General features: G+C 62.9%; 14 protein-coding genes and 5 pseudogenes. 10 read left to right on the plus strand and 9 right to left on the minus strand.

What is annotated here, in order from left to right; translation table 11 throughout:
• The first annotated feature begins 52 nt into the window (after window positions 1–52).
• The 3 genes and pseudogenes from ligA (at window position 53) to H9K75_RS01875 (ending at window position 6384) form a co-directional block, all read left to right on the plus strand.
• The gene (gene ligA / locus H9K75_RS01865; RefSeq protein WP_187724552.1) at window positions 53–2146 is read left to right on the plus strand and encodes an NAD-dependent DNA ligase LigA; all 2094 of its coding nucleotides are present in this window, start codon (window positions 53–55) and stop codon (window positions 2144–2146) included.
• An 85-nt stretch (window positions 2147–2231) separates the two neighbouring features.
• Window positions 2232–4870 (plus strand): annotated as a pseudogene (locus H9K75_RS01870) (transglycosylase domain-containing protein).
• A gap of 248 nt (window positions 4871–5118) precedes the next feature.
• Entirely contained in the window at window positions 5119–6384 is a 1266-nt protein-coding gene (locus H9K75_RS01875; RefSeq protein WP_187724553.1) for a phospholipase D-like domain-containing protein, read from the plus strand.
• A 9-nt stretch (window positions 6385–6393) separates the two neighbouring features.
• Here the strand turns inward: H9K75_RS01875 and H9K75_RS01880 are convergent, their stop codons facing one another.
• Window positions 6394–6963: an NUDIX hydrolase gene (locus tag H9K75_RS01880; RefSeq protein WP_187724554.1), complete on the minus strand. Its 570-nt coding sequence runs from the start codon at window positions 6961–6963 to the stop codon at window positions 6394–6396.
• Window positions 6964–7056: 93 nt separating this feature from the next.
• Window positions 7057–7751 (minus strand): annotated as a pseudogene (locus H9K75_RS01885) (fumarylacetoacetate hydrolase family protein).
• A 144-nt stretch (window positions 7752–7895) separates the two neighbouring features.
• On the opposite strand from H9K75_RS01885, the gene maiA reads away from it, so the two are divergent.
• Window positions 7896–8564, plus strand: a complete 669-nt coding sequence (gene maiA / locus H9K75_RS01890) for a maleylacetoacetate isomerase (RefSeq protein WP_187725867.1) — start codon at window positions 7896–7898, stop codon at window positions 8562–8564.
• Window positions 8551–9375, plus strand: coding sequence for a peptidoglycan editing factor PgeF (gene pgeF / locus H9K75_RS01895; RefSeq protein ID WP_187724555.1), 825 nt, complete (start codon window positions 8551–8553; stop codon window positions 9373–9375). Before maiA ends, pgeF begins: the two co-directional genes overlap by 14 nt.
• On the opposite strand, the gene H9K75_RS01900 is transcribed toward pgeF, so the two are convergent.
• Window positions 9292–9642: a hypothetical protein gene (locus tag H9K75_RS01900; protein ID WP_187724556.1), complete on the minus strand. Its 351-nt coding sequence runs from the start codon at window positions 9640–9642 to the stop codon at window positions 9292–9294. The genes pgeF and H9K75_RS01900 overlap by 84 nt on opposite strands.
• Before the next feature lie 130 nt (window positions 9643–9772).
• Between H9K75_RS01900 and H9K75_RS01905 the strand changes: the two are divergent.
• From H9K75_RS01905 to phbB, 3 genes and pseudogenes are all read left to right on the plus strand, one after another.
• A pseudogene (locus H9K75_RS01905) lies at window positions 9773–11481 on the plus strand (PHA/PHB synthase family protein).
• Between the two features lie 236 nt (window positions 11482–11717).
• Window positions 11718–12902 (plus strand): acetyl-CoA C-acetyltransferase, encoded by a 1185-nt coding sequence (locus H9K75_RS01910; protein ID WP_187724557.1) that lies wholly within the window; start codon window positions 11718–11720, stop codon window positions 12900–12902.
• A gap of 136 nt (window positions 12903–13038) precedes the next feature.
• Window positions 13039–13776: an acetoacetyl-CoA reductase gene (gene phbB / locus H9K75_RS01915; protein ID WP_187724558.1), complete on the plus strand. Its 738-nt coding sequence runs from the start codon at window positions 13039–13041 to the stop codon at window positions 13774–13776.
• 981 nt (window positions 13777–14757) lie between these two features.
• On the opposite strand, the pseudogene abc-f reads toward phbB, so the two are convergent.
• Window positions 14758–16763: pseudogene (abc-f, locus tag H9K75_RS01920) on the minus strand (ribosomal protection-like ABC-F family protein).
• 557 nt (window positions 16764–17320) lie between these two features.
• On the opposite strand from abc-f, the gene H9K75_RS23325 reads away from it, so the two are divergent.
• Together H9K75_RS23325 and H9K75_RS01935 are read left to right on the plus strand one after the other, a co-directional pair.
• Window positions 17321–17782: a DUF3014 domain-containing protein gene (locus H9K75_RS23325; RefSeq protein ID WP_226858459.1), complete on the plus strand. Its 462-nt coding sequence runs from the start codon at window positions 17321–17323 to the stop codon at window positions 17780–17782.
• Between the two features lie 194 nt (window positions 17783–17976).
• A complete protein-coding gene (locus H9K75_RS01935; protein WP_226858460.1) occupies window positions 17977–18840 on the plus strand; it encodes a ferritin-like domain-containing protein in 864 nt (287 codons plus the stop codon).
• Between the two features lie 25 nt (window positions 18841–18865).
• On the opposite strand, the gene prmB is transcribed toward H9K75_RS01935, so the two are convergent.
• From prmB to dapC, 5 genes and pseudogenes are all read right to left on the minus strand, one after another.
• A complete protein-coding gene (gene prmB, locus H9K75_RS01940) occupies window positions 18866–19771 on the minus strand; it encodes a 50S ribosomal protein L3 N(5)-glutamine methyltransferase (RefSeq protein ID WP_187724561.1) in 906 nt (301 codons plus the stop codon).
• The gene (dapE, locus tag H9K75_RS01945; RefSeq protein WP_187724562.1) at window positions 19768–20931 is read right to left on the minus strand and encodes a succinyl-diaminopimelate desuccinylase; all 1164 of its coding nucleotides are present in this window, start codon (window positions 20929–20931) and stop codon (window positions 19768–19770) included. The genes prmB and dapE overlap by 4 nt, the downstream gene beginning before the upstream one ends.
• Before the next feature lie 31 nt (window positions 20932–20962).
• Window positions 20963–22126: a PilT/PilU family type 4a pilus ATPase gene (locus H9K75_RS01950; protein WP_187724563.1), complete on the minus strand. Its 1164-nt coding sequence runs from the start codon at window positions 22124–22126 to the stop codon at window positions 20963–20965.
• 38 nt (window positions 22127–22164) lie between these two features.
• Window positions 22165–22998 (minus strand): 2,3,4,5-tetrahydropyridine-2,6-dicarboxylate N-succinyltransferase, encoded by an 834-nt coding sequence (dapD, locus tag H9K75_RS01955; protein WP_187724564.1) that lies wholly within the window; start codon window positions 22996–22998, stop codon window positions 22165–22167.
• Between the two features lie 15 nt (window positions 22999–23013).
• Window positions 23014–24215: pseudogene (dapC, locus tag H9K75_RS01960) on the minus strand (succinyldiaminopimelate transaminase).
• Between the last annotated feature and the right edge of the window lie 36 nt (window positions 24216–24251).

A 24251-nucleotide genomic window follows, 5' to 3' on the forward strand; every position in this document is an offset into this window, starting at 1 on the left:
GAGCCGCCCGCATCCATGGCGGCGGTGGCAGAAAGTAAGTAAGCATCCGGCCATGTCCGACAGCATTGATCTTTTCCCCGAGTCGCCGCAGGACGTGCCTGCCAAGGTGGTCGCCAAGGTGAACGCCCTGCGCGAGCAGTTGGGCCGCTGGGCGCATGAATACTATGTGCAGGACGCGCCCACGGTGCCCGACGGCGAGTACGACCGCGTGTTCCAGCAATTGCAGGCGCTGGAGGCAGCCTATCCGCAGATCGTCACGCCCGACTCGCCCACGCAACGCGTGATCGGTGCGGTGCTCGACGGGCTCACGCCGGTGCGCCACGCGGTGCCCATGCTCAGCATCCAGACCGAGACCGACAACGAGGCCAGCGGCGCGCTGGCCTTTGATGCGCGCGTGCGCAAGGAACTCGAGTTGCCCGTGTCGGCTGCGCCGGTCGAGTACGTGGCGGAGCCCAAGTTCGATGGCCTCGCGATGAACCTGCGCTACGAGAACCGCATGCTCGTGCAGGCCACGACGCGCGGCGACGGCGAGGTCGGCGAAGACGTGACGCACAACATCCGCACGATCCGCCAGATTCCGTTGACGCTGCCCGCCGACAAGGACGTGCCGCCGGTTCTCGAAGTCCGCGGCGAGGTCTACATGCGCCGTGCGGATCTGGAAAAGCTCAACGAGCGGCAGGCGGCGGCGGGCGCCAAGCTGTTCGCCAATCCACGCAATGCGGCGGCGGGTGCGGTGCGCCAGCTCGACTCCAGTATCTCGGCGCAGCGACGCCTGTCGTTCTTCGCCTACGGCCTTGGCGAGGTGTCGGCGGCCTCCGATGGCGGACCGGTGTTTCAGACGCATTTCGCCATGTTGCAGACGCTCAAGGGCTGGGGTTTTCCGGTGGCCCCGCAAGTCTGCGTGGCGCGCGGTGCGGCGGATCTGGTCGCATTCCACGAACGCATGGGTGCCGAGCGCGCGGCGTTGCCATACGAGATCGACGGCGTGGTCTACAAGGTCAACAGCCTCGCGCTACAGCGCCAGCTGGGCTTCAAGTCGCGTGAGCCGCGCTGGGCCGTGGCGCACAAATATCCCGCGCAGGAGATGCCCACGCGCCTCGAAGGCATCGACGTGCAGGTCGGCCGCACGGGCAAGCTCACGCCCGTGGCGCGACTCGTGCCGGTGCAGGTCGGCGGCGTGGTGGTGACGAATGCAACGCTGCACAACATCTTCGAGATCCGCAAGAAGGACGTGCGCAAGGGCGATACCGTCGTGGTGCGCCGCGCGGGCGACGTGATTCCCGAAGTGGTGGGGCGTGTGCCGGGAGAGCGGCCGCACTATGTGCCGAACTTCCGCATGCCCGCCCAATGCCCGATCTGCGGCAGCGAAGTGGTGCGCGAAAAGGGCGAGGCCAACCATCGTTGCTCGGGCGGCCTGTTCTGCCCGGCGCAGCGCAAGGAGGCGATTCTGCATTTCGCCGCGCGCCGTGCCATGGACATCGAAGGGCTGGGCGACAAGCTCGTCGATCAGCTCGTTGAAGGCAATGTGGTGCGCGTGCTTCCGGATCTCTACCGGCTGGGCCTGAGCGCGTTGGCGTCGCTCGACCGCATGGCCGAGAAGTCCGCACAGAACGTGCTCGCGGCGCTGGAAAAATCCAAGCAGACGACCTTGCAGCGTTTTTTGTTCGGCCTGGGTATTCGCCATGTCGGCGAATCCACGGCGAAGGATCTGGCGAAGCACTTCGGCAATCTGGACGCCATCATGGACGCAAGCGTCGAGGCGCTGTTGCAGGTCAACGATGTCGGGCCGGTGGTGGCCGAGTCGATCCACACGTTCTTCGCCCAGCCGCACAACCGCGAGGTGGTCGAACAACTGCGCGCCTGCGGCGTGACCTGGCAGGAGGGCGAGCCCAGACAACAGGGCGAGCAATTGCTCAGCGGCATGACGGTGGTACTCACCGGCACGCTGCCCACGCTGAGCCGTGATCAGGCCAAGGACATGCTCGAAGCCGCTGGCGCAAAGGTCTCGGGCTCGGTGAGCAAGAAAACCAGCTATGTGGTGGCCGGGGCCGAGGCGGGCAGCAAGCTCGACAAGGCGCAGGAGCTCGGCGTGACGGTGCTCGACGAAGCCGCCATGCTGGCATTGCTGGGCCGCGCGCCCGGCTGATTTCAAAAGATTGTCCCCGAAGCAGACGACGCGCCATGCCCCAAACAGCGAAGACAACGTGCAGGCCAGGCCTGCTGACGAATCCATGAAGGAGCGGGCGCGGGACAGGCTCAGGCGCTTCCCGTGGCCCGGCAAGCCGTGGAAATCCCAGCGCAACCTGTGGTGGCTGCTGGCGGCGGGGCCGATTGCGCTGTTTCTCTATGTGCTGATCCTGATTCCGTTCACGCCCTCGATCAGCGATCTGCGCAAGGCCAAGACCGATCAGCCCGCGCAACTGGTGTCGGCCGATGGGCGGCTGCTCGCCGAATACAAGTGGATCAACCGCGAGTGGATGCCGCTTGACCAGATTGCCCAGCCCGTGAAGGACGCGTTGATCGCCACCGAGGATCATCGTTTCTACGACCACTTCGGCCTCGACTGGAGGCGCACGCTCTCGGCGGTCGTGCGCACGCTCGGCGGCAACAAGCAGGGTGGCTCGACGATCACGCAGCAACTGGCACGCAACCTCTATCCCGAGGAAATCGGCCGCGCACCCACGCTCAACCGCAAGCTCAAGGAAGCGATCACGGCGCTCAAGATCGAGATGACTTACTCCAAGGACGAGATCCTGGAGACGTATCTCAACACCGTGCCGTTCCTCTACAACGCGTTCGGCATCGAGATGGCGGCGCGCACCTATTTCGACAAGTCGGCGCATGAACTCAACGTGATCGAAAGCGCCACGCTGATCGGCATGCTCAAGGGCACGGTCTACTACAACCCGGTGCTCAATCCGGAGCGCGCACAGGACCGCCGCAACACCGTGCTCGCGCAGATGAAAAAGCGCGAGAAGCTCTCGGAGGCCGACTTCAATGCGCTGAGCAAGCGTCCGCTGCGCATCCGGTTCGAGCGTCAGGCCGAGGTCAATGGCCTTGCACCGCACCTCGCGCAGCAGTTGCGCCGCCAGCTCATCGACTGGGCCGACCGCGAGGGCTACAGCCTTCATTCCGACGGACTGGTGATCCGCACAACCATCAACGGACGGCTTCAGGAACTGGCCAACGAGGCCATCGAAAAGCAGGGCAAGGCGCTGCAGGCCGTTGCCAACAAGGCGTGGGCACCCCAGAGCGTGTGGGGCGCCAAGAGTGCGCTGGTGCAGAAACTGGTGCGCGAATCGGCGCAGTATGAGCAGGCCGTGGCCAAGGGTGGCGACCCGGACGAGGCGCTCAAGAGTCTGCTCGACAACAGCGATTTCATGGGCAAGCTCAAACAGCAGAAGACGCGGTTGCAGGCAGGTTTTCTGGCCATGGATCCACGCGACGGCACGATCCTCGCCTGGGTCGGCAGCCGCGACTATGCGCAGGACCCGTTCGACCATGTGCAGGCCGCACGCCGCCAGCCGGGCTCGACCTTCAAGCCGTTTGTCTATGGCGCGGCTTTCGCCAAGGGCATGCAGCCCGGCGATACCTTCATGGACGAACCGATCGAGATTCCGCTCGACGGCGGTCGGCAGGTCTGGAAGCCCACCGACGACTCGGCTCCGACCTATGCGCCGATGACGCTGGCGGACGGTCTGGCGTATTCCAAGAACATCATCACCGCCCAGGTCATGCAGCAGGTCGGGCCCGAGCGCGTGGCGCAACTGGCGCGGGCGATGGGTGTGCGCGAATCAAAGCTCGACGAGGTGCCGGCCTTGGCGCTCGGCACGAGCCCGGTGACGCTCAAGGAGATGGTCGCCTCGTATGGAACCATTGCCGGTGCGGGTGCCTATATCGCTCCCACGGTGATCACACGCATCGAAGACAAGGACGGCAAGGTGCTCGAAGAATTCGGCACCGCCAAGCCGCAGCGCGCACTGGCGCTCACGCCCGCGCAGCAGTTGCGCGATGCCATGCGCGCGGTGATCAACAAGGGCACGGGCGTGGCGATCCGCTCGCGCTACGGAATCAATGCCGATGTGGCCGGCAAGACCGGCACCACGCAGGACAACACCGATGGCTGGTTTATCATGATGCATCCGCAGATGGTCGCGGGCGCGTGGGTCGGATTCAACGATGGCCGCATCACGCTGCGCAGCGACTACTGGGGCAGGGCGCGCACAGTGCACTGCCGATCGTCGGTCAGGTGTTCCAGCAGGCGATCCGCGCCAAGATGGTCGACACCAATCTGAAGTTCGTCAATGAGCCGGAACAGAGCATCATCGGCGATGCCATTGGCTCGGTGCGCAACTGGGTGGTTGATCTGTTCGGCCGTTCCACCGATCAGGTCCAGCCGCCTGCCGCGACCACGCCGCAGGTGCAGGGTTCGCAACTGCCGCCGCGCACCCAGCAGGCACCCGTCACTTACGACGACCAACGTCCCGAGATCGGTGAAGCGCCACTCACGCCACTACAGAACGCCACGCCCGCAGCCGACCCCGAGCCGCCGCCATCTGGCGCAGGCGAATCCCAGGATCCGTTCTGGACACCTCCGGCTACGCGCCAGCCGCTGCAGATCGGTCCCGCCCCGGCATCGGGCGGCGCGCCGCCAATGCCGGTGAATGGCCAGATCGTGACGCCCGCGCAGCAACCGGCGCAGCCGCCCAATCCGGCCCCCAGCCGGTTCCGCAACCCGTGCAGCCGCCCATGCCGTCACCCATACCGACGCCCCCGGAATACATGCCGCAACCCGCCAACAGCGCGCCGCCGCCCATGCCTGGCGGTGGCCAGCAGGTACAGCCGCCAGCGCCGGTGCCGGGCGTGGTGATCACGTCGCCAGTGCAGCGCGGCGCTCCCGCCGCCATCGGCCCGAACTAAGGCGAGCCGTTGTGAGCGCATGGGCCGCGTGTCGCAAGTTGCGACACGACGGCGCACCGCTGTCCTACATGCGACCGATCACGAGTGCCTTAGTCTGAGCCGTCGCCGCGCCTTGCCGTTGTCGTCGCTTCACCAGCCGGGTGAGAGCGCACGGTTTTGCGCGGTTCTCACGCCTTGATGGCAGAAGAAAAAAATACCATGTTCTGGACCATAGTCTGCACGGTGGTGGTGACGCTGCTGGTCGTGGTGGTGGCGAGCAATTTCACGCTGTCCGAAAAAAAGATCGAGCGACGCGTCAAGCATCTCTATCCGGTGCGCGGCGAGCAATTTCGCCGCGACATGGGCAATTTGCTCGGACCTGCCATCGTCGGCGGCAACCATATACGGGCGCTCCAGAACGGCGACGAGATCTTTCCCGCGATGCTGGAGAGCGTGCGCGCTGCCAAAACCAGCATTTGCTTCGAGACCTACATCTATTGGTCCGGCGACATTGGCGAGGAATTCGCGGACGCGCTGGCCGAGCGCGCGCTCGCGGGCGTCAAGGTACACATCACGCTCGACTGGGCAGGTTCGCTCAAGATGGAGGAGCGCCTGATCGAGCGCGTCAAGAAAGCCGGTGCCGAGGTGCAGCGCTACCGCCCATTGCGTTGGTACACCGTTGACCGGATGAACAATCGCACGCACCGCAAATTGCTGATCGTTGATGGCGAAACCGCGTTCACCGGCGGTGTCGGCATTGCCGATCAATGGCAGGGCCATGCCCAGGACGAGGACCATTGGCGCGATCTGCATTTCTGTTTCAGCGGCCCTGTCGTGCTACAGGCGCAGGCCGCGTTCAACGACAACTGGATCAAGACCACGGGCCAGGTGCTGACGGGCGAGGACTACTTTCCGGCCCAGCAGCGTCACGGTCCGACCGATGCGCAACTGTTCATCGCATCGCCTGCGGGCGGCAGCGAGAGCATGCACCTGATGTATCTGATGTCGATTGCGGCGGCAACCCGCACCATCGACCTGCAGGCCGCGTATTTCGTACCCGACGAATTGATCATCAAGGCACTGATAGCGGCGCTTGAGCGCGGTGTGAAGGTGCGCATCACGGTTCCCGGCAAGCACATCGATTCCGGATCGGTGCGAACCGCCTCCAAGGCCACCTGGGGCGACCTGCTGGCGCGCGGCGTGAAGATCTACGAGTACCTGCCCACGATGATGCACAACAAGCTGTTGATTCTTGACGGTGAAATGGTGTCCGTAGGTTCCACGAATTTCGACGTGCGTTCGTTTCGCCTGAACGACGAGGCGAGCCTGAACGTGTACGACGAGGTGTTCGCCGCCAACATGACGCAGGTGTTCGAGACCGATCTGGAACAGTGCCGCGAATACACGCTGGAAATGTGGGAGAACCGCTCGCTCAAGCAGCGCCTGCTGGAGCTGGTGGTGATGCCGTTTCGCTCGCAGCTCTGAGAACGCGACTCAGGCAAACGCCTTGGGTGCCTGGAGGTCGACGTCGTGTACCTGCACGACGCCGCTTTTGCAGTCCTCGAACCACAGGCGCAGCGTGGTGCTCACGGTGCGAAAGGCAATCTCGTCCCACGGGATTTCATCCTCGCGAAACAATCGCGCCTCGATGGTTTCATGGCCCGGATGGAACTGATCGCTCAACAGATCGGCACGGTAGAAAAGGTGCACCTGCCCGACGTGCGGCACGTTGACCAGCGAGAACAGCCGCCCCATGCGGATTTGCGCACCGGCTTCCTCATCCGTTTCGCGTGCCGCGCCTTCCGAGGTGGTTTCGTTGAGTTCCATGAAACCGGCAGGCAGCGTCCACTTGCCCCAGCGCGGCTCGATGTTGCGCTTGCACAGCAGCACGCGCCCGTCCGGCATCACCGGGATGGTGCCGACCACGTTGAGCGGGTTGTCGTAATGAATCGTGTGGCAGGACGGACAGACGGCGCGCGTGCGCGTGTCGCCATCGTCGGGGATGCGGTTCTCAACGGCGGTGCCGCAGTTGCGGCAAAAACGAACGGGGGCGCGAAATGTCATGGGTTGGTTCTGGTGGTGGCGCAGGATGGCATGGGCAGGCAGGCCGAGCCGATGAGTGGCTTGCGCTTCTGCGGCCCACGGTCCAGTTCGGTCTCAGACGAGCTTGACCTTCAGCGCGGGCAGACCCGTGACGCCGCCTTCCAGCACATCGCCCTTGACGACGGCGGCCACGCCCTCGGGGTGCCCGAGAAGATCAGGTCACCGGCTTGCAGCTCCCAGGCCTGCGAGAGCGCTTCGATGGTTTCGGCAATCGACCAGATCAGCTTGGTCACGTCGCTTGACTGGCGCTTCGCACCATTCACCTCGAGCCAGATGGCCGCGTTCGCGATGTCGCCCGCCTGGTCTGCGGGAACGATGGGCGTGATCGGCGCACTGTGGTCAAAGCCCTTGGCGATGTCCCACGGACGGCCTTGCTTCTTGGCTTCGGCCTGAAGGTCGCGGCGCGTCATGTCCAGGCCCACGGCATAGCCGAAGATGTGGCTCGCGGCATCGGCGGCCTTGATGTTTTTGCCGCCTTTGCCGAGCGCCACCACGAGTTCGATCTCGTGGTGCAAATCCTTGGTGAGCGTGGGGTAGGGCATTTCTCCGGTTGCGCCATCGCCGACGACCATCACGGCATCGGCCGGTTTCAGGAAGAAGAACGGCGCCTCACGGCCCGAGAAGCCCATCTCCTTGGCGTGCTCGGCGTAGTTACGGCCCACGCAGTAGATGCGATGCACCGGGAAAAGCGCGTCGCTGCCGACGACCGGCACGGTGGCAATGGGAGCGGGAGTGAATGCGTAGCTCATGGTCTGGGATGTCTGCTGATATGTTGAAGATGTGCAGCGCTGGCGCGGCATGGACTGCCACAGTGTGCCACGCACCAAGCGGGCTTGAACATAGTAGTGCCCACGCTGGCGCAATCGGGCGAGCTTGCGTATGCTTTGCTTCCCATGAAGCTGTTCAACTACTTTCGCTCCTCCGCTTCGTTCCGGGTGCGCATCGCGCTCGCGCTCAAGGGATTGACGTATGAGTATGTGCCCGTGCACCTTGTGCGCGCGGAGCACCGCGATCCCGCCTACGCCGGGCGGGTGGGCGACACCTTGGTCCCTTCACTCGAAACCGATGAGGGCCACCTGCTCGTGCAGTCGATGGCGATCATCGAATATCTGGACGAGACGCACAGGCAGCCGCCGCTGCTGCCTGCCGACGCACTCGGCCGCGCGCACGTGCGGGCGCTTGCACAGATGATCGCCTGCGAGATCTCTCCGCTCACCAATCTGCGGGTGCTCAAGCACCTGCGCAACGATCTGATGGTGGATGAGTCGGGCAAGGACGCGTGGTATCGCCACTGGACACGCAATGGCCTCACGGCCCTTGAGCGCCAGCTTGCGCTGCTGGCGCGTGAGCGAGCCGCTGCCGGCCAGACCGCGTCGCGCTATTGCTGGGGTGATACGCCGACGCTCGCCGACTGCTGCCTGGTGCCGCTGATCTTCAATGCCCAGCGTTTTCACGTCGATCTCGATGGACTGAACCTGACGCTTGCGGCATTCAAAAACTGCATGGAATTGCCTGCGTTTCAGAACGCGCAGCCGTCTGCCTGCCCGGATGCCGAGGCCTGAGGTGCGGCAAGCCTACGCCGCTCCCTACGACTGGTTGACGCCCGATTGGCCCGCACCGGCCCATGTGCGCGCGCTGTGCACCACGCGCGCCGGTGGCGTCAGCGTGGCGCCGTGGGACAGTCTCAATCTGGGCGAGCATGTGGCCGATGATCCGGCGACCGTCAAGGCGAATCGCGCGGTGTTCACGCGGGCTCTCGCGCTCTCGTCACCCGGTCAAACGGCGAGTCCGGTGTTCATGAATCAGGTTCACGGCACCCATGTGGAGTCGATTCGCCGGAACACGCCCGATGGCATCGAGGCCGATGCCTGCACGACGCAGGAGGCTGGCGTGGCCTGCGTCATCATGGTGGCCGACTGCCTGCCAGTGCTGTTCACCAACGCGGCCGGTGATCGGGTCGCGGCGGCCCACGCGGGCTGGCGCGGTCTTGCAGGTTCGGCGACCGGAGTGGGCGTGCTTGAAGAGGCGGTGCAGCGGTTCGACCCGTCCGAGGCGGTATTTGCCTGGCTCGGGCCATGCATCGGATCCAAGGCTTTTGAGGTCGGAGCCGAGGTTCGCGCCGCCTTCTGTGATGCGGACGCCAGTGCCGAGGTTTTCTTCAGCGCGCTGGGGGAAAATAAATTCCTCGCCGATCTCGCCGGGATTGCGCGGCACAGGCTCGAGCGTGCGGGAGTGCGTTCCGTTCACGGCAATGACGGTACCGTAGCGTGGTGCACGTTCAGCAACCCGTCAAGGTTCTTCTCGTACCGGCGCGATCAGCGCATTCTTGGCGGCAGCGGGCGGTTGGCCGCCGCCGTCTGGATCGACGGCTGAATCGCCGGCAGGGGCAGGCACCGGCCTGGCTGCTGCCTCCTGCTGGGCTTGCCGCCACTGCCGCTCGGCCTGTTCCTCGCGCGCCTTGCGCAGGCGTTTGCGTGCGGGCGTGCTGAAGATGTAGGCAATGATCGATACCGGCAGCAGCCCGTAGAGCACGAAGGTGACGAGCGCGCCGAGCACGCTGCCGTTGATGGCGCTGGCCTCTGCCACGGCCACCATCAGCGCGACGTACAACCAGCCGATCACTATCAGCACTAACACCATATTTGGTAAAACTCCGAAACAACTAAAGCGGGATCGGCCCGGACGAAGTAAGGGAAACGCTGGCCGCAAGCGGTAGGATGCTGTGACTGATTCTCGAAAGTCAGCAAGCAACCAGAACGTAGGAGACACCATGGATTCTGACGCACAATGGGCCAACGGAGCCCGCCAACTCCAGCAAATGTGGGCAGAGAACTGGAGCAAGATGATGCAATCAATGCCGCCTGCCGAACTCGGCGCGCTGGCGGCGATGAATCCACAGTCCCAGGTCAACATTTCGCCCGACAAGCTCAAGGAGCTTCAGCAAAACTACCTGAAGGAACTGCAGGCCCTGATTTCGGGCGGGCTGCAGGCTCAGGCCGAGCCACCGTCCGACCGCCGTTTCAAGGGCGAGGGCTGGACGCAGAATCCGGTTGCTTCCGCGGTCGCTTCGGCCTACATGTTGCAGGCGAACGCCCTGTTGGGCATGGCAGACGCGGTTCAGGGCGATGAAAAGACGCGCCAGCGCATCCGGTTCGGCGTGGAGCAGTGGCTGGCGGCAATGTCTCCGAGCAACTTCCTGGCCTTCAATGCTGATGCCCAGAAGATGGCCATCGACACCAAGGGCGAGAGCATCGCCAAGGGCGTGGCCAACCTGCTGCACGACATGCGCCAGGGCCATATCTCGATGACCGACGAGAGCCAGTTCGAGGTCGGCCGCAATGTCGCCACCACGGAAGGCGCGGTGGTCTACGAGAACGAGTATTTCCAGCTTCTCGAATACAAGCCGCTCACGGCCAAGGTCTATGAACGGCCCTTCCTGCTCGTGCCGCCGTGCATCAACAAGTTCTACATTCTTGATCTGCAGCCCGATAACTCCGTGATCCGTTATCTGGTCTCCGAAGGCCACCGCACCTTTGTGGTGAGCTGGCGCAATCCGGACGAGTCCATGGGCAACGCCACGTGGGACGACTACATCGAGGACGCCGTGATCAAGGCCATCGAGACAGTGCAGGAAATCAGCGGCGCCGAGAAGATCAACGCGCTGGGTTTCTGCGTCGGCGGCACCATGCTGGTCAACGCGCTGGGCGTGCTCCAGGCACGAGGCGAATCGCCCGTCGCGAGCGCGACGCTGCTCACGGCGCTGGTGGACTTCACCGATACCGGAATTCTCGACGTCTTCATCGACGAGAACTTCGTGCGTTTCCGTGAAATGCAGATGGGCGGCGGTGGGCTGATGAAGGGGCAGGACCTGGCCTCGACCTTCAGCTTTCTGCGTCCCAACGATCTGGTATGGAACTACGTGGTCGGCAACTACCTCAAGGGGAAACGCCGCCCGCATTCGACCTGCTCTACTGGAACAGCGATTCGACGAATCTGCCGGGACCCTGGTATGCATGGTATCTGCGCAATTTCTACCTCGAGAACAACCTGCCCAAGCCCGATGGCGTGACGGTCTGCGGCGAGACGCTGGATCTGTCCAAGGTCGATCTGCCGCTCTACATCTACGGCTCGCGCGAAGACCACATCGTGCCGATCCAGGGCGCGTATGCGTCCACACAGATATTCCCCGGCAAGAAGCGCTTCGTGATGGGTGCATCCGGCCATATCGCCGGAGTGATCAATCCGCCGGTGAAGAAAAAGCGCAGCTACTGGGTTCAGGCGCAGACCCGCTTCCCGGCGTCGTTCGACGACTGGCTCGATGGTGCGACCGAACACCCGGGCAGTTGGTGGACCGACTGGTCTGGCTGGCTTTCGGGTCACGCGGGCAAGCAGATCGCCGCACCCAAGACCTATGGCAAGGGTGCCCGGTTCAAGGCGCTGGAGCCTGCTCCGGGAAGCTACGTCAAGCAAAAGGCCTGAAGCGCAAAGCGTGGGCTGACGCGCTCCGCAAGCTGCCGTTTTGCCGCCCTTGAATTCACATTCTGCGGTGGCCTCTAAGGGCAAGTCATGACAGGGTAAGTCAGCGCACGCAGTGTCGCAAAGCTCCGCAAGAATCTTGTGTAAGTGTCGGGAACCCATGCCGCAGGCGATGTTGTCACCAACCTCGGCAGCGCCTGGCAGGTGGTTGCCGAATCGTTTGAAAAGGACTGTCAGTCATGAGTGAAGAAATCGTCATCGTTTCCGCTGTACGCACGCCGGTAGGCAAGTTCGGCGGAAGTCTCGCCAAGATTCCCGCCACCGAACTCGGTGCCATCGTGATCAAGGAGGCGCTGTCGCGCGCCAAGGTGCCGCTCGATCAGGTTGGCGAAGTCATCATGGGCCAGGTACTGGCCGCGGGCGCGGGCCAGAATCCGGCACGCCAGGCCATGATGAAGGCGGGCGTCGCCAAGGAAACCCCGGCACTCACGATCAACGCGGTCTGCGGCTCGGGCCTCAAGGCGGTGATGCTCGCGGCGCAGTCGATTGCCACCGGCGACAGCGAAATCGTCGTCGCGGGCGGTCAGGAAAACATGAGCGCGTCTGCCCACGTGCTGCCCAATTCGCGCGACGGCATGCGCATGGGCGACTGGAAGCTCGTGGACACCATGATCGTGGACGGCCTGCAGGACGCCTACAACCACTACCACATGGGCATTACGGCGGAGAACGTGGCCAAGCAATTCGACGTCTCGCGCGAACAGCAGGACGCGCTTGCGCTCGCAAGCCAGAAGAAGGCCGCTGCCGCGCAGGATGCCGGTCGTTTCAAGAATGAAATCGTCGCTGTGGAAATCCCGCAGAAGAAGGGCGATCCCGTCAAATTCGAGGCCGACGAATTCATCAATCGCAAGACCGACGAGGCGGCGCTCGAACGGCTGCGCCCGGCGTTCGACAAGGCGGGTTCGGTGACCGCGGGCAATGCGTCCGGTCTCAATGATGGAGCGGCCGCTGTGGTCGTGATGAAGGCCTCCAAGGCCAAGGAACTCGGCCTCACCCCGCTTGCACGCATCGTTGCCTACGGCACGACCGGACTTGATCCAACGATCATGGGCATGGGCCCGGTCTCCGCCACCAAGAAGGTGCTCAAGCGCGCTGGCTGGAAGGTCGAAGACGTCGATCTGTTCGAACTCAACGAAGCCTTCGCGGCACAGGCCTGCGCGGTCAACAAGGAACTCGGCGTGGATCCCGCCAAGGTCAACGTTAACGGCGGTGCGATTGCGCTGGGCCACCCGATCGGCGCATCCGGCTGCCGCGTACTGGTTTCGCTGCTGCACGAGATGGAGCAGCGTGGTGCGAAAAAGGGCATTGCCGCACTGTGCATCGGCGGCGGCATGGGCGTTTCGCTGGCTGTGGAACGAGCATGAAAATGTGACGGGATCAATTCACTCCGCCAATAAAGTGTGAGCATTCGTAGCAGCCAGTGTTTTCCTGCAGTGTGCTGCGCGCAATCTTGGGTAGAGTGAATCCGTATCGGATGAATCATTAACAAAGGAGATAGTCGTGAGTCAAAAAGTAGCGTACGTCACAGGGGGAATGGGCGGCATCGGTACCGCGATTTGCCAGCGTCTGCACAAGGAAGGTTTCAAGGTGATCGCAGGCTGCGGTCCCACTCGCGACCATGCAAAGTGGCTGGGTGAGCAGAAGGCCCAGGGCTACGACTTCTATGCATCGGTGGGCAACGTGGGCGACTGGGATTCGACCGTTGACGCGTTCGCCAAGGCCAAGGCAGAACACGGCACGATCGACGTGCTGGTGAACAACGCGGGCATCACGCGTGACCGCATGTTCGTGAAGATGTCGCGCGAAGACTGGGACGCGGTGATCGAGACCAACCTCAACTCGATGTTCAACGTCACCAAGCAGGTGGTCAGCGACATGGTCGAAAAAGGCTGGGGCCGGATCGTCAACATCAGCTCGGTCAACGGCGCCAAGGGCCAGGCCGGACAGACCAACTATTCCGCAGCGAAGGCCGGCATGCACGGCTTCTCGATGGCGCTGGCGCAGGAACTCGCCAACAAGGGCGTGACCGTCAACACTGTGAGCCCGGGCTATATCGGCACGGACATGGTCAAGGCGATTCGCCCTGAAGTGCTCGAGAAGATCGTCGGCTCGGTCCCGGTCAAGCGTCTGGGCGAGCCGAGCGAAATCGCCTCGATCATCGCTTGGCTGGCCTCGGATGAAGGTGGCTATGCCACCGGCGCCGACTTCTCGGTCAACGGCGGTCTGCACATGCATTGATCTGTCGAATTCCGGGGAAGCCAAAAACGGCACCCCGAAAAAGCCAAACCCCGCGATTGCGGGTTTTTTTTGGCTCGAAGGTAGCGCTGAGCTACAGGATGGGCGGAGATGGCGTGAAGCCGGGCCGCTGCGCGAGGTTCAACTGAGGCGGTGATACACGAAACGGCATCTGAACATCAGCTTCCAGGCGGTCTGAACCGTTCAGAAACGCAGGGGAGCGCGCTTGCGATCACGTTCGTCGTCGGGCCAGGCAGCGAGGGTAGCAATGGTGGTCATGTGAAAACTCCTTTGTGAGTGTTCAACGCTGAGCGATCTTTGTTCGTTGACACCCACTCGAAAGGAAATGCAAATTTACCGAGGGTTTACGCGGATATCCGTGAAGAAGAAAAATTTGAGGTGTTTTTATTTAAAAATCAAAGGGTTGGAGACAATATCTCAACCATCAAATGAAACTTAGAAGGCCGAATTCCAAACACGCTTGCCTTACATTTTCAACGCGCTCGAAACATGATCGTGAGGCTCCACCGTCCCTGTTCATGGCGCCAGATTCAATCCGCGCCATTGAAATCTGATGGACAAAAACAAAAACCCCGCATTGCGGGGTTTTGTGTGAGGACCGAGGCCGTGTGTACTGAACAACTATGGAACGTTCACTGCCTTGCGTCGTTGAAAGGGGCTGGAAATCACGAGCTCCAGCTGACTCGAACGAATCATCTCAGAAGCGGACGGGTGCACGCTTGCGATCACGTTCATCATCGGGCCAGGCTGCGAGAATTGCGGTGAAGATCATTTCAGAAAACTCCTTAGATGCGTGTTCAACGCGTCTCCAAGGGTTTGCGTTGACAGCGCATTCAAAGTTTTTTGCACTTCGGTTTTGATCGATATATTTTGAAATTCATTCAATGCTGACAAGGAATTACCTCACGCATTGAATGTCGTTTCTTGAATATGCGATACAAATTTTCCGAATATTCCACTGCCTCAGGCCGTCGCACCCATTTCCTGCTGGATAGCCTCGATTTGCCCCGATAGCTCCAGCCAACGCTCTTCCGACCGTTCGATGGAGTCGTTCACCGCCTTGAGCTGACGACCCGCCTCGGCGATGTCGGCACCCGACAGGCCCGCGGTGGCCAGCTTGAGCTCAAGCGCCGCGCGCTCGCTCGCAAGCTGGGGCAGGCGTTTGTCGATCTGATCGAGTTCCTTCCTGTAGGGCTTGGTCTTTTCGGCGACCTGCTGGCGCGCCAGCGCAGCCAGGCGGCGCTGCTCACGCGGATCGCCCTTGCCCTGGGAGGCGTCGATTGCCGGAGCCTGGGCCACCACCTGCACCGGAACAACCACCGTTTCCTGAGATTGCCTGGCCTGTTCGCGCAGGCGCTTGGATTCGTCGAGCAGATAGCGCTGGTAATCGTCGAGATCGCCGTCAAACGGATCTACCTTGCCGCGCCCGACCAGCCAGAAATCGTCGCACACGGAACGCAGCAGCGCGCGGTCGTGGCTCACGAGCATGACGGTGCCGTCGAAGCTGTTGATCGCCATCGACAGCGCCTCACGCGTCGTGAGGTCCAGGTGGTTGGTCGGCTCGTCGAGCAGCAACAGGTTGGGGCGTTGCCAGACGATCATGGCGAGCACCAGCCGCGCCTTTTCGCCGCCGCTCATGGTGCCTACGGCCTGGCCGACCATGTCGCCGTTGAAATTGAAGCTGCCAAGGTAATTGCGCAGATCCTGTTCGCGCGAGGGCTCCTTCGAGTCCGGGCCGAGTTCCTTGGCGAGCCGGACCATGTGCACGAGCGGTGAATCGTCGGGTCGCAGCACGTCGAGTTCCTGCTGCGCGAAATAGCCGATGTTCAGTCCCTTGCCCTCGGTGACCGTTCCGGCGAGCTGCGACATCTCGCGCGCAATGGTCTTGACCAGTGTCGATTTGCCCTGGCCGTTCGCGCCCAGGATGCCGATGCGCTGACCGGCCAGCACCGAGCGGTTGACGCCGTGCAGGATGGTGGTGGCCTGCATGCCGTCCTCGGTGCGGTAGCCGAAGCTCGCGTCGCTGATCGCGAGCATCGGATTGGGCAGGTTGGCCGGTTCCTTGAATTCGAAGCTGAAATCCGCGCTGGCCAGCACCGGCGCAATCTTCTCCATGCGCTCGATGGCCTTGACCCGGCTTTGCGCCTGCTTGGCCTTGGAGGCCTTGGCCTTGAAGCGGTCGATGAACTTCTGCAGGTGAGCAATCTTGTCCTGCTGGCGTTCGTAGCTCGACTGTTGAAGCACCAGTTGCTGGGCACGCAGTTCCTCGAACTTGCTGTAGTTGCCGCCATAGCGCGTCAGTTTGGCGTTCTCGATGTGCAGGGTGACGTCGGTCACCGCGTCGAGAAATTCCCGGTCGTGGCTGATCACGATGAGCGTGCCGGCATAGCGCTTGAGCCAGGCTTCGAGCCAGACGAGGGCGTCCAGATCCAGGTGATTCGTGGGTTCGTCCAGCAGCAGCAGATCGCTCGGGCTCATCAGCGCGCGGGCGAGTTGCAGGCGCATGCGCCAGCCGCCGGAAAAACTGTTCACCGGCCGTTCCAGCTCGTGTACCTGAAAGCCGAGGCCAGAATCAGCGACTGGGCCCGCGACGTCGCGTCGTGAAAGCCGGCATCGGCGAGGTCGGAATGTGCCTGGGCGATGGCCATGCCGTCGCCAGCGACCTCGGCCTCGTGCAGCGCGGCGCGCAGTTCGGTGAGACGCGAATCGCCGTCAAGCACGAATGCGGTTGCCGATTCCGAGGTCTCGGGCATGTTCTGCTCGACCTGGGCCATGAGCCAGTGCGCGGGAATGTGGAATTCGCCCGCATCTTCATGGAGGCTGCCATTGAGCAGGGCAAACAGCGTGGACTTGCCCGCGCCATTGCGCCCGACCAGTCCGACTTTTTCGCCGGGGTTGATGGTGACGGAGGTGCTGTCCAGCAGCACGCGCGCGCTGCGGCGCAGGGTGACATTGCGAAGGGTGATCATGGAGGGGGCGATTATCCCAGTGAATCGATTCAACCCGGTCCAGTCGGGATACATGCGCAAACACCGCCGATCTCCGGGCCTTGTCGCTGTCTTGGTAAGGTAGGGCATTCGCCGCAGCCTGGAGTCATCGTCATGGAGCAAGGACAAGAGCCCATTTCCCGTCAGTATCACCGCGACGACCGCAGAGGCAGATCGATCAGGATCGCTCTGAGCGTGCTGGTGATCGCCGCGCTCGCGGTGGCTGGCTGGCTCTACTGGCAACGCTCGTCCATCGAGCCGCCAGTACGCGAGGCCGCGCCTGCCGCCACCGCGCCCGCGCAAGACCGCGAAACCACCGTATCCGCGCCCGTCGCCGAAGAGAATCACCCGCTCGAACCGGAGGCCGACGACAAGGGCAATCCGCCGCTTGCCGCCGACGCCAATGCGGCGCTCGAAGACACGGTGACCCAGTGGCTTGGCAAGGACAGCGTGCTGCGATTTGTCGCTATCGACGGGCTCGCCCACCGCGTCGTCGCCACGATTGACAACCTGCCACGCGCGCAAGTGGCCTCGCGCCTGTGGCCGCTGCATCCCGCCGGGGACGCATGGCGGTGGTGCAGACCAACGACGGCATGCAGATCGCTCCCGAGAACGCGGCGCGCTATGACGGCGTGGTGGGTTTCGTTACCGCAATCGATCCCGCCAAGGCCGCGTCGGTCTACAAGCACGTCTATCCGGTGCTGCAGCACAGCTATGAGGAACTCGGCTATCCCGGCAAGCAGTTCAACAACCGGCTGGTCGCGGTGATCGACCACCTGCTGACCACGCCCGAGCCACAGGGGCCGCTGGCGATCAAGCTGGTTCAGGTCCAGGGCGAGGTGCCTTCGCAGCAACCCTGGTTGCGCTATGAATTTGCCGATCCCCGGCTGCAATCGCTCTCGTCGGGCCAGAAGATTCTGTTGCGCATGGGGCCGCAGAACACGCAGCGAATCAAGAGCGCTCTGCGGGCTCTGCGCGCGCAAATTGCGTCCAGGTCTTGATCGGGCAGGTCTGAATGCGAGCAAAACCCATTTAAATTGTTTCAAACCTTGTACGGCAGGCAGACTGTTGGCATTGACTTACATGCGCCGGCAGAACTGTCATCAAAATGTCCACAGGGGGAAACCCAAGGACAAAAAAAGGATTGCCTGCCACCGTTTTCATCGGCCGCGCGGGCATTCCAGGATCAGGACTGATGCAGCAAATATCGACACAAATCCCGCTCGGAACCGACCAGAACGAGCAGCCCGAACGTGGGCACTGGCAGATTGACGATCTGGATTTCGACGCCATCGAGCGAAGCGCGATTGAAGACAACGAGGATCTCTTCTACCTGCTGATGAGCGCCTCGTTCATCGAGACCGGCTCCGAAACCTACGCCGCCAATCTCGCCGAGCACTACAGCGAATATCCCGAAATCACTGCCTGGCTGCGTGACCGCTGGGAATCGGAAGAACTGCAGCATGGCACCGCGCTGCGCAGATATGTAGAGGCGGTCTGGCCGGAGTTTCCGTGGCAGAAGGCCTATGACAGTTTCTTTGACGAGTATTCCAAGCTCTGTACGGTCGAGGAGTTGCACCCCGACCGGCATCTCGAGATGGTCGCGCGCTGTGTGGTCGAGACCGGCACCACCGCGTACTACCACACGCTGCGCGAGCAAAGCGACGAGCCGGTGCTGCGCGAGTTGCTCGGCAATATCCGCAACGACGAGGTGGGCCACTTCAAGCACTTTCTCAAGTACTTCAAGCAGTTGCAGGAGAACGCCCCTGTGGCTCGAACGCGCATTGCCGGGGCGCTGTACGCGCGCCTGAAGGAATTGCGCGAAAGCGATTCGGATGTCGCGCTGCGCCATGTCTACGCCCATCGCGGTAACTACTTCGCGCAAAGCCAGCACAGCTTTGCCGACATCGCCCAGCGTGCCTACGAATTGATCAGCTCACAATTGCCCGCCGATCTGGCGGTGCGCATGCTGCTCAAGCCCTTGCTGCTGCCAGCCAGGCTCGAAGGCTATCTGCACGCGCCGATTGCCAGACTTGCGACACGCGTGATGGCGCCCTGAACCCTGAGAAGCTCCAGGACGGAAGTTACGCCTTGTTCAGGCTTTCAAGCGCCTGGCGGGTCACCAGCAGCACCTGTTCGTCGCCTGAACTGGTGTCGAGCCAGAACACCGGCAGGGTGGGGAAGGCGGCTTCAAAGTAGGGCTTTTCGTTGCCGATTTCGAGCACCAGCACGCCGTCCTGATTGAGTTTCTGCGCAAGCACCGCGAAGAGCGCACGCACAAAATCCATGCCGTCCGCGCCGCCTGCGAGCGCCAGTTCGGGCTCGGCGCGGTACTCGTCGGGCAGTTTGCTCATGCTGTCAGCGTTGACGTAAGGCGGATTGCAGAGCACCAGGTCCCAGCCATCTTCGAGCAGGCTCATGCCGTCGCTCTGCACGAGCCGGACCCGCTCGCTCAGTCCGTGCCTGTCCACGTTGATGCGGGCCACGGCGAGCGCGTCGGACGAGATGTCGGCGCCAGTCACCTGCACGTCGGGATAGGTCAGGGCGGCCAGGCAGGCGAGGCTGCCGTTGCCGGTACACAGGTCCAGCACCTTGTGAGTCTGGTCGCTGAGCCAGGCGTCGATGCTGCCGTCGGCCAGTAGTTCGGCGATGAAGCTGCGCGGCACGATGGAGCGCTCATCGATGTAGAACGCAACGCCCTGCAACCACGCTTCGCGCGTCAGGTACGCGGCGGGCTTGCGCGTGGCAATGCGCTGGTCGATCAGCGCGTCGACATGCGAGCGGTGTTCCTGCGAGACTTCGCGCTGCGCAACGGAGTCGGGCGCATCGTCGTCGAGCGGGCTGTCAAGCGGCAATCCAAGCTGCCAGAGCACCAGCCAGGCGGCTTCGTCGTGAGCATTGGTCGTTCCGTGGCCGAACGCCACGCCGGCCTGTTCCAGGCGGGTGGCCGAGGTGCGGATCAGTTCGCTGACGGTGGCGGCGGCGCTCATGCGCGCAGCGCTCCACGGTCGAGCAGTTCCAGCGTGCGCAGGTAGACGTTCTTGAGCGGCTCCAGGTCCGCGAGCGCCACGTATTCGTCGATCTTGTGGATCGTGGCGTTGGGTGGCCCGAACTCGATGACCTGCTGGCAGATCTGCGAGATGAATCGCCCATCGCTCGTGCCGCCGGTGGTTGAGAGTTCGGTGTCCACGCCCGTGACCTCCCTGATCGCGCTCTGCACCGCGCGCACCAGCTCGCCGGGCGTCGTGAGAAACGGCTGGCCACCGAGCGTCCAGCTCAGGTCGTATTCGAGACCGTGGCGGTCGAGCACCGCGTGCACGCGCTTCTTGAGTTGCTCGGCGGTGGATTCGGTGCTGAAACGGAAATTGAAGTCGATCACCACCGAGCCCGGGATCACGTTGGTTGCGCCGGTTCCACCGTGGATGTTGCTCATCTGCCAGCTCGTGGGCGGAAAGAACGCATTGCCGCGATCCCATTCGATGGACGAGAGTTCGGCCAGCGCCGGAACCACCTGATGGATGGGATTGCGCGCCAGTTGCGGATACGCAATATGCCCCTGCACGCCGCGCACGGTGAGCTTGCCCGACAAGGTGCCGCGCCGACCATTCTTGATCATGTCGCCGGTCTTCTCGACCGAAGTCGGCTCGCCGACGATGCACCACTCCAGCGGCTCGGCGCGTTCGCGCAGGCGCTCGACGACCACCTTCGTGCCATCGACCGAGGGGCCTTCCTCGTCGCTGGTCAACAGCAGCGCGAGGTTGATGTCCGGATCGGGCTGGGCGGCCAGAAACTCTTCAAGTGCCACGACGAAGGCAGCAATCGAGGCCTTCATGTCACTCGCGCCGCGTCCGTACAAACGGCCATTGCGGTGCATGGGAGTGAACGGCGGGCTGCTCCACTGCTCAAGCGGTCCGGTGGGCACCACGTCGGTGTGGCCCGCGAATACCAGGGTGCGCGCACCGGCCGAAGCCGAACTGCGCTTGGCCCAGAGGTTGCTGACGCGGAAATCATCCGGGCCGCTGTCCATGCGTTCGCAGACGAAACCCAGCGGTTCAAGGCGCGCAACGAGGATTTCGAGGCAGCCCTCGTCATGGGGCGTCACCGAAGGGCGGCTGATGAGCTGTTCGGTCAGAAGCAGGGTGGGGGACATGGGCGCTGAGAAATGACGGGATCAGGCGCTTTTAGTGCGGATGCACGTCGAGCACAATTTCGGTGAATGACGGCTCGTCGTCATCGACGCGCTGGTGCGCCTCGGCCTGAGCCTGCGCCGCCTTGGATGCGAGCGCGAAGTCGTTTTGCAGACGCCACAACAGATTGGTGGGAGAGTCGGCGTAGGCAAGACCTTCCTTGCGGTCGATCTTGTTGTCCAGAATCATGTGCGCCAGCGCTTCCTCAAAGGTCTGGGAGCCTTCGGCCATGGATTTCTCCATCGCCTCGCGCACGCCGGAGAAGTCGCCTTTTTCAATCAGGTCGGCCACCAGCTTGGTGTTGAGCATGACCTCCACCGCCGGCAGACGCGCGCCCTGCGGCGTGCGCACCAGACGCTGGGAAATGATGGCCTTGAGGGCCGATGCCAGGTCGCCGAGCATCGTCGGTCGGACTTCGACCGGGTAGAACGAAAGAATCCGGTTGAGCGCGTGGTAGCTGTTGTTGCCGTGCAGCGTGGCAAGGCAGAGGTGACCGGACTGCGCATACGCAATCGCAGCGGACATGGTTTCGCGGTCGCGAATTTCGCCGATCAGGATCACGTCGGGTGCCTGGCGCAGCGCGTTCTTGAGCGCCGTCTGCAGCGAATTGGTGTCGGAGCCGATCTCGCGCTGGTTGATGATGGCGCGCTTGTTGGTGAACTGGTATTCGACCGGGTCTTCGACGGTCAGCACGTGGCCGGTCTGCTGCTCGTTGCGATGATCGATCATCGAGGCGAGCGTGGTGCTCTTGCCCGAGCCGGTGGCGCCGACAACGAGGATCAGCCCGCGCTTTTCCATGATCAGGTCGGACAGCACGTCGGGCAGGCTCAGCGTGGCGATCGGCGGAATATTGTCGGGAATGAAGCGGATCACGACCGCATAGCTGCCGCGCTGGCGCAGCGCGCTCACGCGAAAGCGTCCGACGCCGTCGAGCGGCACGCCCATGTTGAGCTCGCCGGTTTCCTGGAGTTCCTCGATCCGGTGGGGTTCGACGATTTCCGAGAGCAGATTCAGAGGCGCCTCGGTCGAGAGCATCTGGCTGTTGATGGGAACGCACTGCCCATCGATCTTGATGAGCGCCGGCGCATGCGCCGACAGGTACACATCGGATGCCTTCTTTTCTGCCATGAGGCGCAGAATTCTTTCCATCGTGCTCATGTTCTATCTCCCCGGGTGTGGTTTTGAGTCGCTGGCAATCAGTCGCGCAGCAGGTCGTTCAGGCTGGTGCTCGAACGGGTCTTGGCGTCCACGGTCTTCACGATGATGGCCGCATAGGTGCTGTATGCCACGCCGTCCTTGGTGGTCTTGGGCAGATTGCCGCTGATCACCACCGAGCCCGAGGGCACGCGGCCAAAGAGGGTCTCGCCGGTGTCGCGATTGAAGATCGGGGTGCTCTTGCCGATGTATACGCCCATGCCGAGCACCGAGTTCTCTTCGACGATCACGCCTTCGACGACTTCGGAGCGCGCGCCGATGAAGCAGTTGTCTTCGATGATGGTCGGGTTGGCTTGCAGTGGCTCAAGCACGCCGCCAAGGCCCACGCCACCGGAGAGGTGCACATTCTTGCCCACCTGAGCGCACGAGCCGACCGTCGCCCAGGTGTCGACCATCGTGCCTTCATCGACATAGGCGCCGATGTTCACATACGAGGGCATGAGGATCGCGCCCTTGGCCACGAAGCTGCCGCGGCGAGCCACGGCGGGCGGCACGACGCGCACGCCGGTCGCCGCGATCTCGGCTTCGCTCATGCCTTCGAATCGGGTGGGGACCTTGTCGAAGAAGTTCAGGTCGCCCGACTTCATCAGCACGTTGTCCTTGAGCCGGAAGGAAAGCAGCACGGCCTTCTTGATCCACTGGTGCACGGTCCACTGGCCCACGCCTTCACGCGTTGCCACGCGCAGCTTGCCGGTGTTGAGCTCGGCAATCACGTGTTCCACGGCATCGACCACTTCCTTGGGAGCAGCGGCGGGAGACATGCTGGCGCGGTTTTCCCAGGCGTTGTCGATGAGGGTTTGCAGTTGTTGAGTCATGGATCTGTTTCGTCTTCAGGTTCGGGATTGGATGAACTTCACGATGCGTTCGGCGGCTTCGCGGCATTCGGCAGTTTCGGCCACCAGCGCCATGCGCACACGCTGCGCGCCTGGGTTGATGCCGTTCGCCTCGCGGGCCAGATAGCTACCGGGCAATACCGTCACATTGTATTGAGCCAGAAGCGCCTTTGCGAACTCGGTGTCGCTCATGCCCAGCGATTGCGGCACACCGGCCCACAGATAAAAGCTCGCATCGGGCAGCGCGACATCCATCACCTTGGCTAGCATCGGGGTGATTTCGGCGAATTTCTGGCGATAGAGGGCGCGGTTCTCCACCACGTGCTGCTCGTCGTTCCAGGCCGCAATGCTGGCCTGCTGGATCGTCGGGCTCATCGCGCCACCGTGGTAGGTGCGATACAGCAGGAAGGACTTGATCAACTCCGCATCCCCTGCGACAAAGCCGCTGCGCATACCCGGCACGTTGCTGCGCTTGGACAGGCTGGTGAACATCATCAGCCGCTTGAAGTCGGTGCGGCCCAGCCGCGTGGCGGCTTCAAGGCCGCCGAGCGGCGCCTCGTCGCGGAAGTAGATTTCGCTGTAGCACTCGTCGGAGGCGATCACGAAACCATATTTGTCGGACAGGGCGAACAGCTTTTCCCATTCGGACAGCGGCATCACCGCACCGGTCGGATTGCCGGGCGAGCACACGAAGATGAGTTGCGTGCGCTTCCAGACCTCGTCGGGAACGCTGTCCCAATCGACCGCGAAATTGCGCTCTGCGACGCTGGGCGCGAAATACGGCTGGGCGCCCGAGAGCAGCGCCGCCCCTTCGTAGATCTGATAGAACGGGTTCGGGCAGACCACGGTCGCGCCGGGCTTGCCCGGGTCGATGACGGTCTGCGCAAACGCAAACAGCGCCTCGCGCGAACCGTTCACCGGCAGAAGCTGGGTGGCGGGATGGACCTTGACACCATAGCGGCGCTCAAGCCATGCCGCGCAGGCTTCACGAAGCCTGATGTCCCCGGCCGTCGCGGGTAGGCGGCGAGACCATCCATACTGCCCGCCAGCGCATTCTTGATGAGCTCGGGCGTGGGATGTTTGGGCTCCCCGATGCCCAGGCTGATCGCGCGGTGTTCGGGTGCCGGTGTGACCCCGGCAAAGAGTTCGCGCAGACGCTCGAATGGATAAGGCTGCAAAAGTGAGAGCAGGGGATTCATGATTGCAATTATGGTGGAAGCCTGTGGCGCCGCAGG

Origin of the sequence: Diaphorobacter aerolatus, assembly GCF_014489535.1 — a bacterium.
Taxonomy (GTDB): domain Bacteria; phylum Pseudomonadota; class Gammaproteobacteria; order Burkholderiales; family Burkholderiaceae_C; genus Diaphorobacter_A; species Diaphorobacter_A aerolatus.

Coding starts and splice junctions, on each gene's coding strand:
- ligA (WP_187724552.1), top strand. CDS start 53: ATGTCCGACAGCATTGATCTTTTCCCCGAGTCGCCGCAGGACGTGCCT.
- H9K75_RS01875 (WP_187724553.1), top strand. CDS start 5,119: ATGTTCTGGACCATAGTCTGCACGGTGGTGGTGACGCTGCTGGTCGTG.
- H9K75_RS01880 (WP_187724554.1), bottom strand. CDS start 6,963: ATGACATTTCGCGCCCCCGTTCGTTTTTGCCGCAACTGCGGCACCGCC.
- maiA (WP_187725867.1), top strand. CDS start 7,896: ATGAAGCTGTTCAACTACTTTCGCTCCTCCGCTTCGTTCCGGGTGCGC.
- pgeF (WP_187724555.1), top strand. CDS start 8,551: ATGCCGAGGCCTGAGGTGCGGCAAGCCTACGCCGCTCCCTACGACTGG.
- H9K75_RS01900 (WP_187724556.1), bottom strand. CDS start 9,642: ATGGTGTTAGTGCTGATAGTGATCGGCTGGTTGTACGTCGCGCTGATG.
- H9K75_RS01910 (WP_187724557.1), top strand. CDS start 11,718: ATGAGTGAAGAAATCGTCATCGTTTCCGCTGTACGCACGCCGGTAGGC.
- H9K75_RS01935 (WP_226858460.1), top strand. CDS start 17,977: ATGCAGCAAATATCGACACAAATCCCGCTCGGAACCGACCAGAACGAG.
- prmB (WP_187724561.1), bottom strand. CDS start 19,771: ATGAGCGCCGCCGCCACCGTCAGCGAACTGATCCGCACCTCGGCCACC.
- dapE (WP_187724562.1), bottom strand. CDS start 20,931: ATGTCCCCCACCCTGCTTCTGACCGAACAGCTCATCAGCCGCCCTTCG.
- H9K75_RS01950 (WP_187724563.1), bottom strand. CDS start 22,126: ATGAGCACGATGGAAAGAATTCTGCGCCTCATGGCAGAAAAGAAGGCA.
- dapD (WP_187724564.1), bottom strand. CDS start 22,998: ATGACTCAACAACTGCAAACCCTCATCGACAACGCCTGGGAAAACCGC.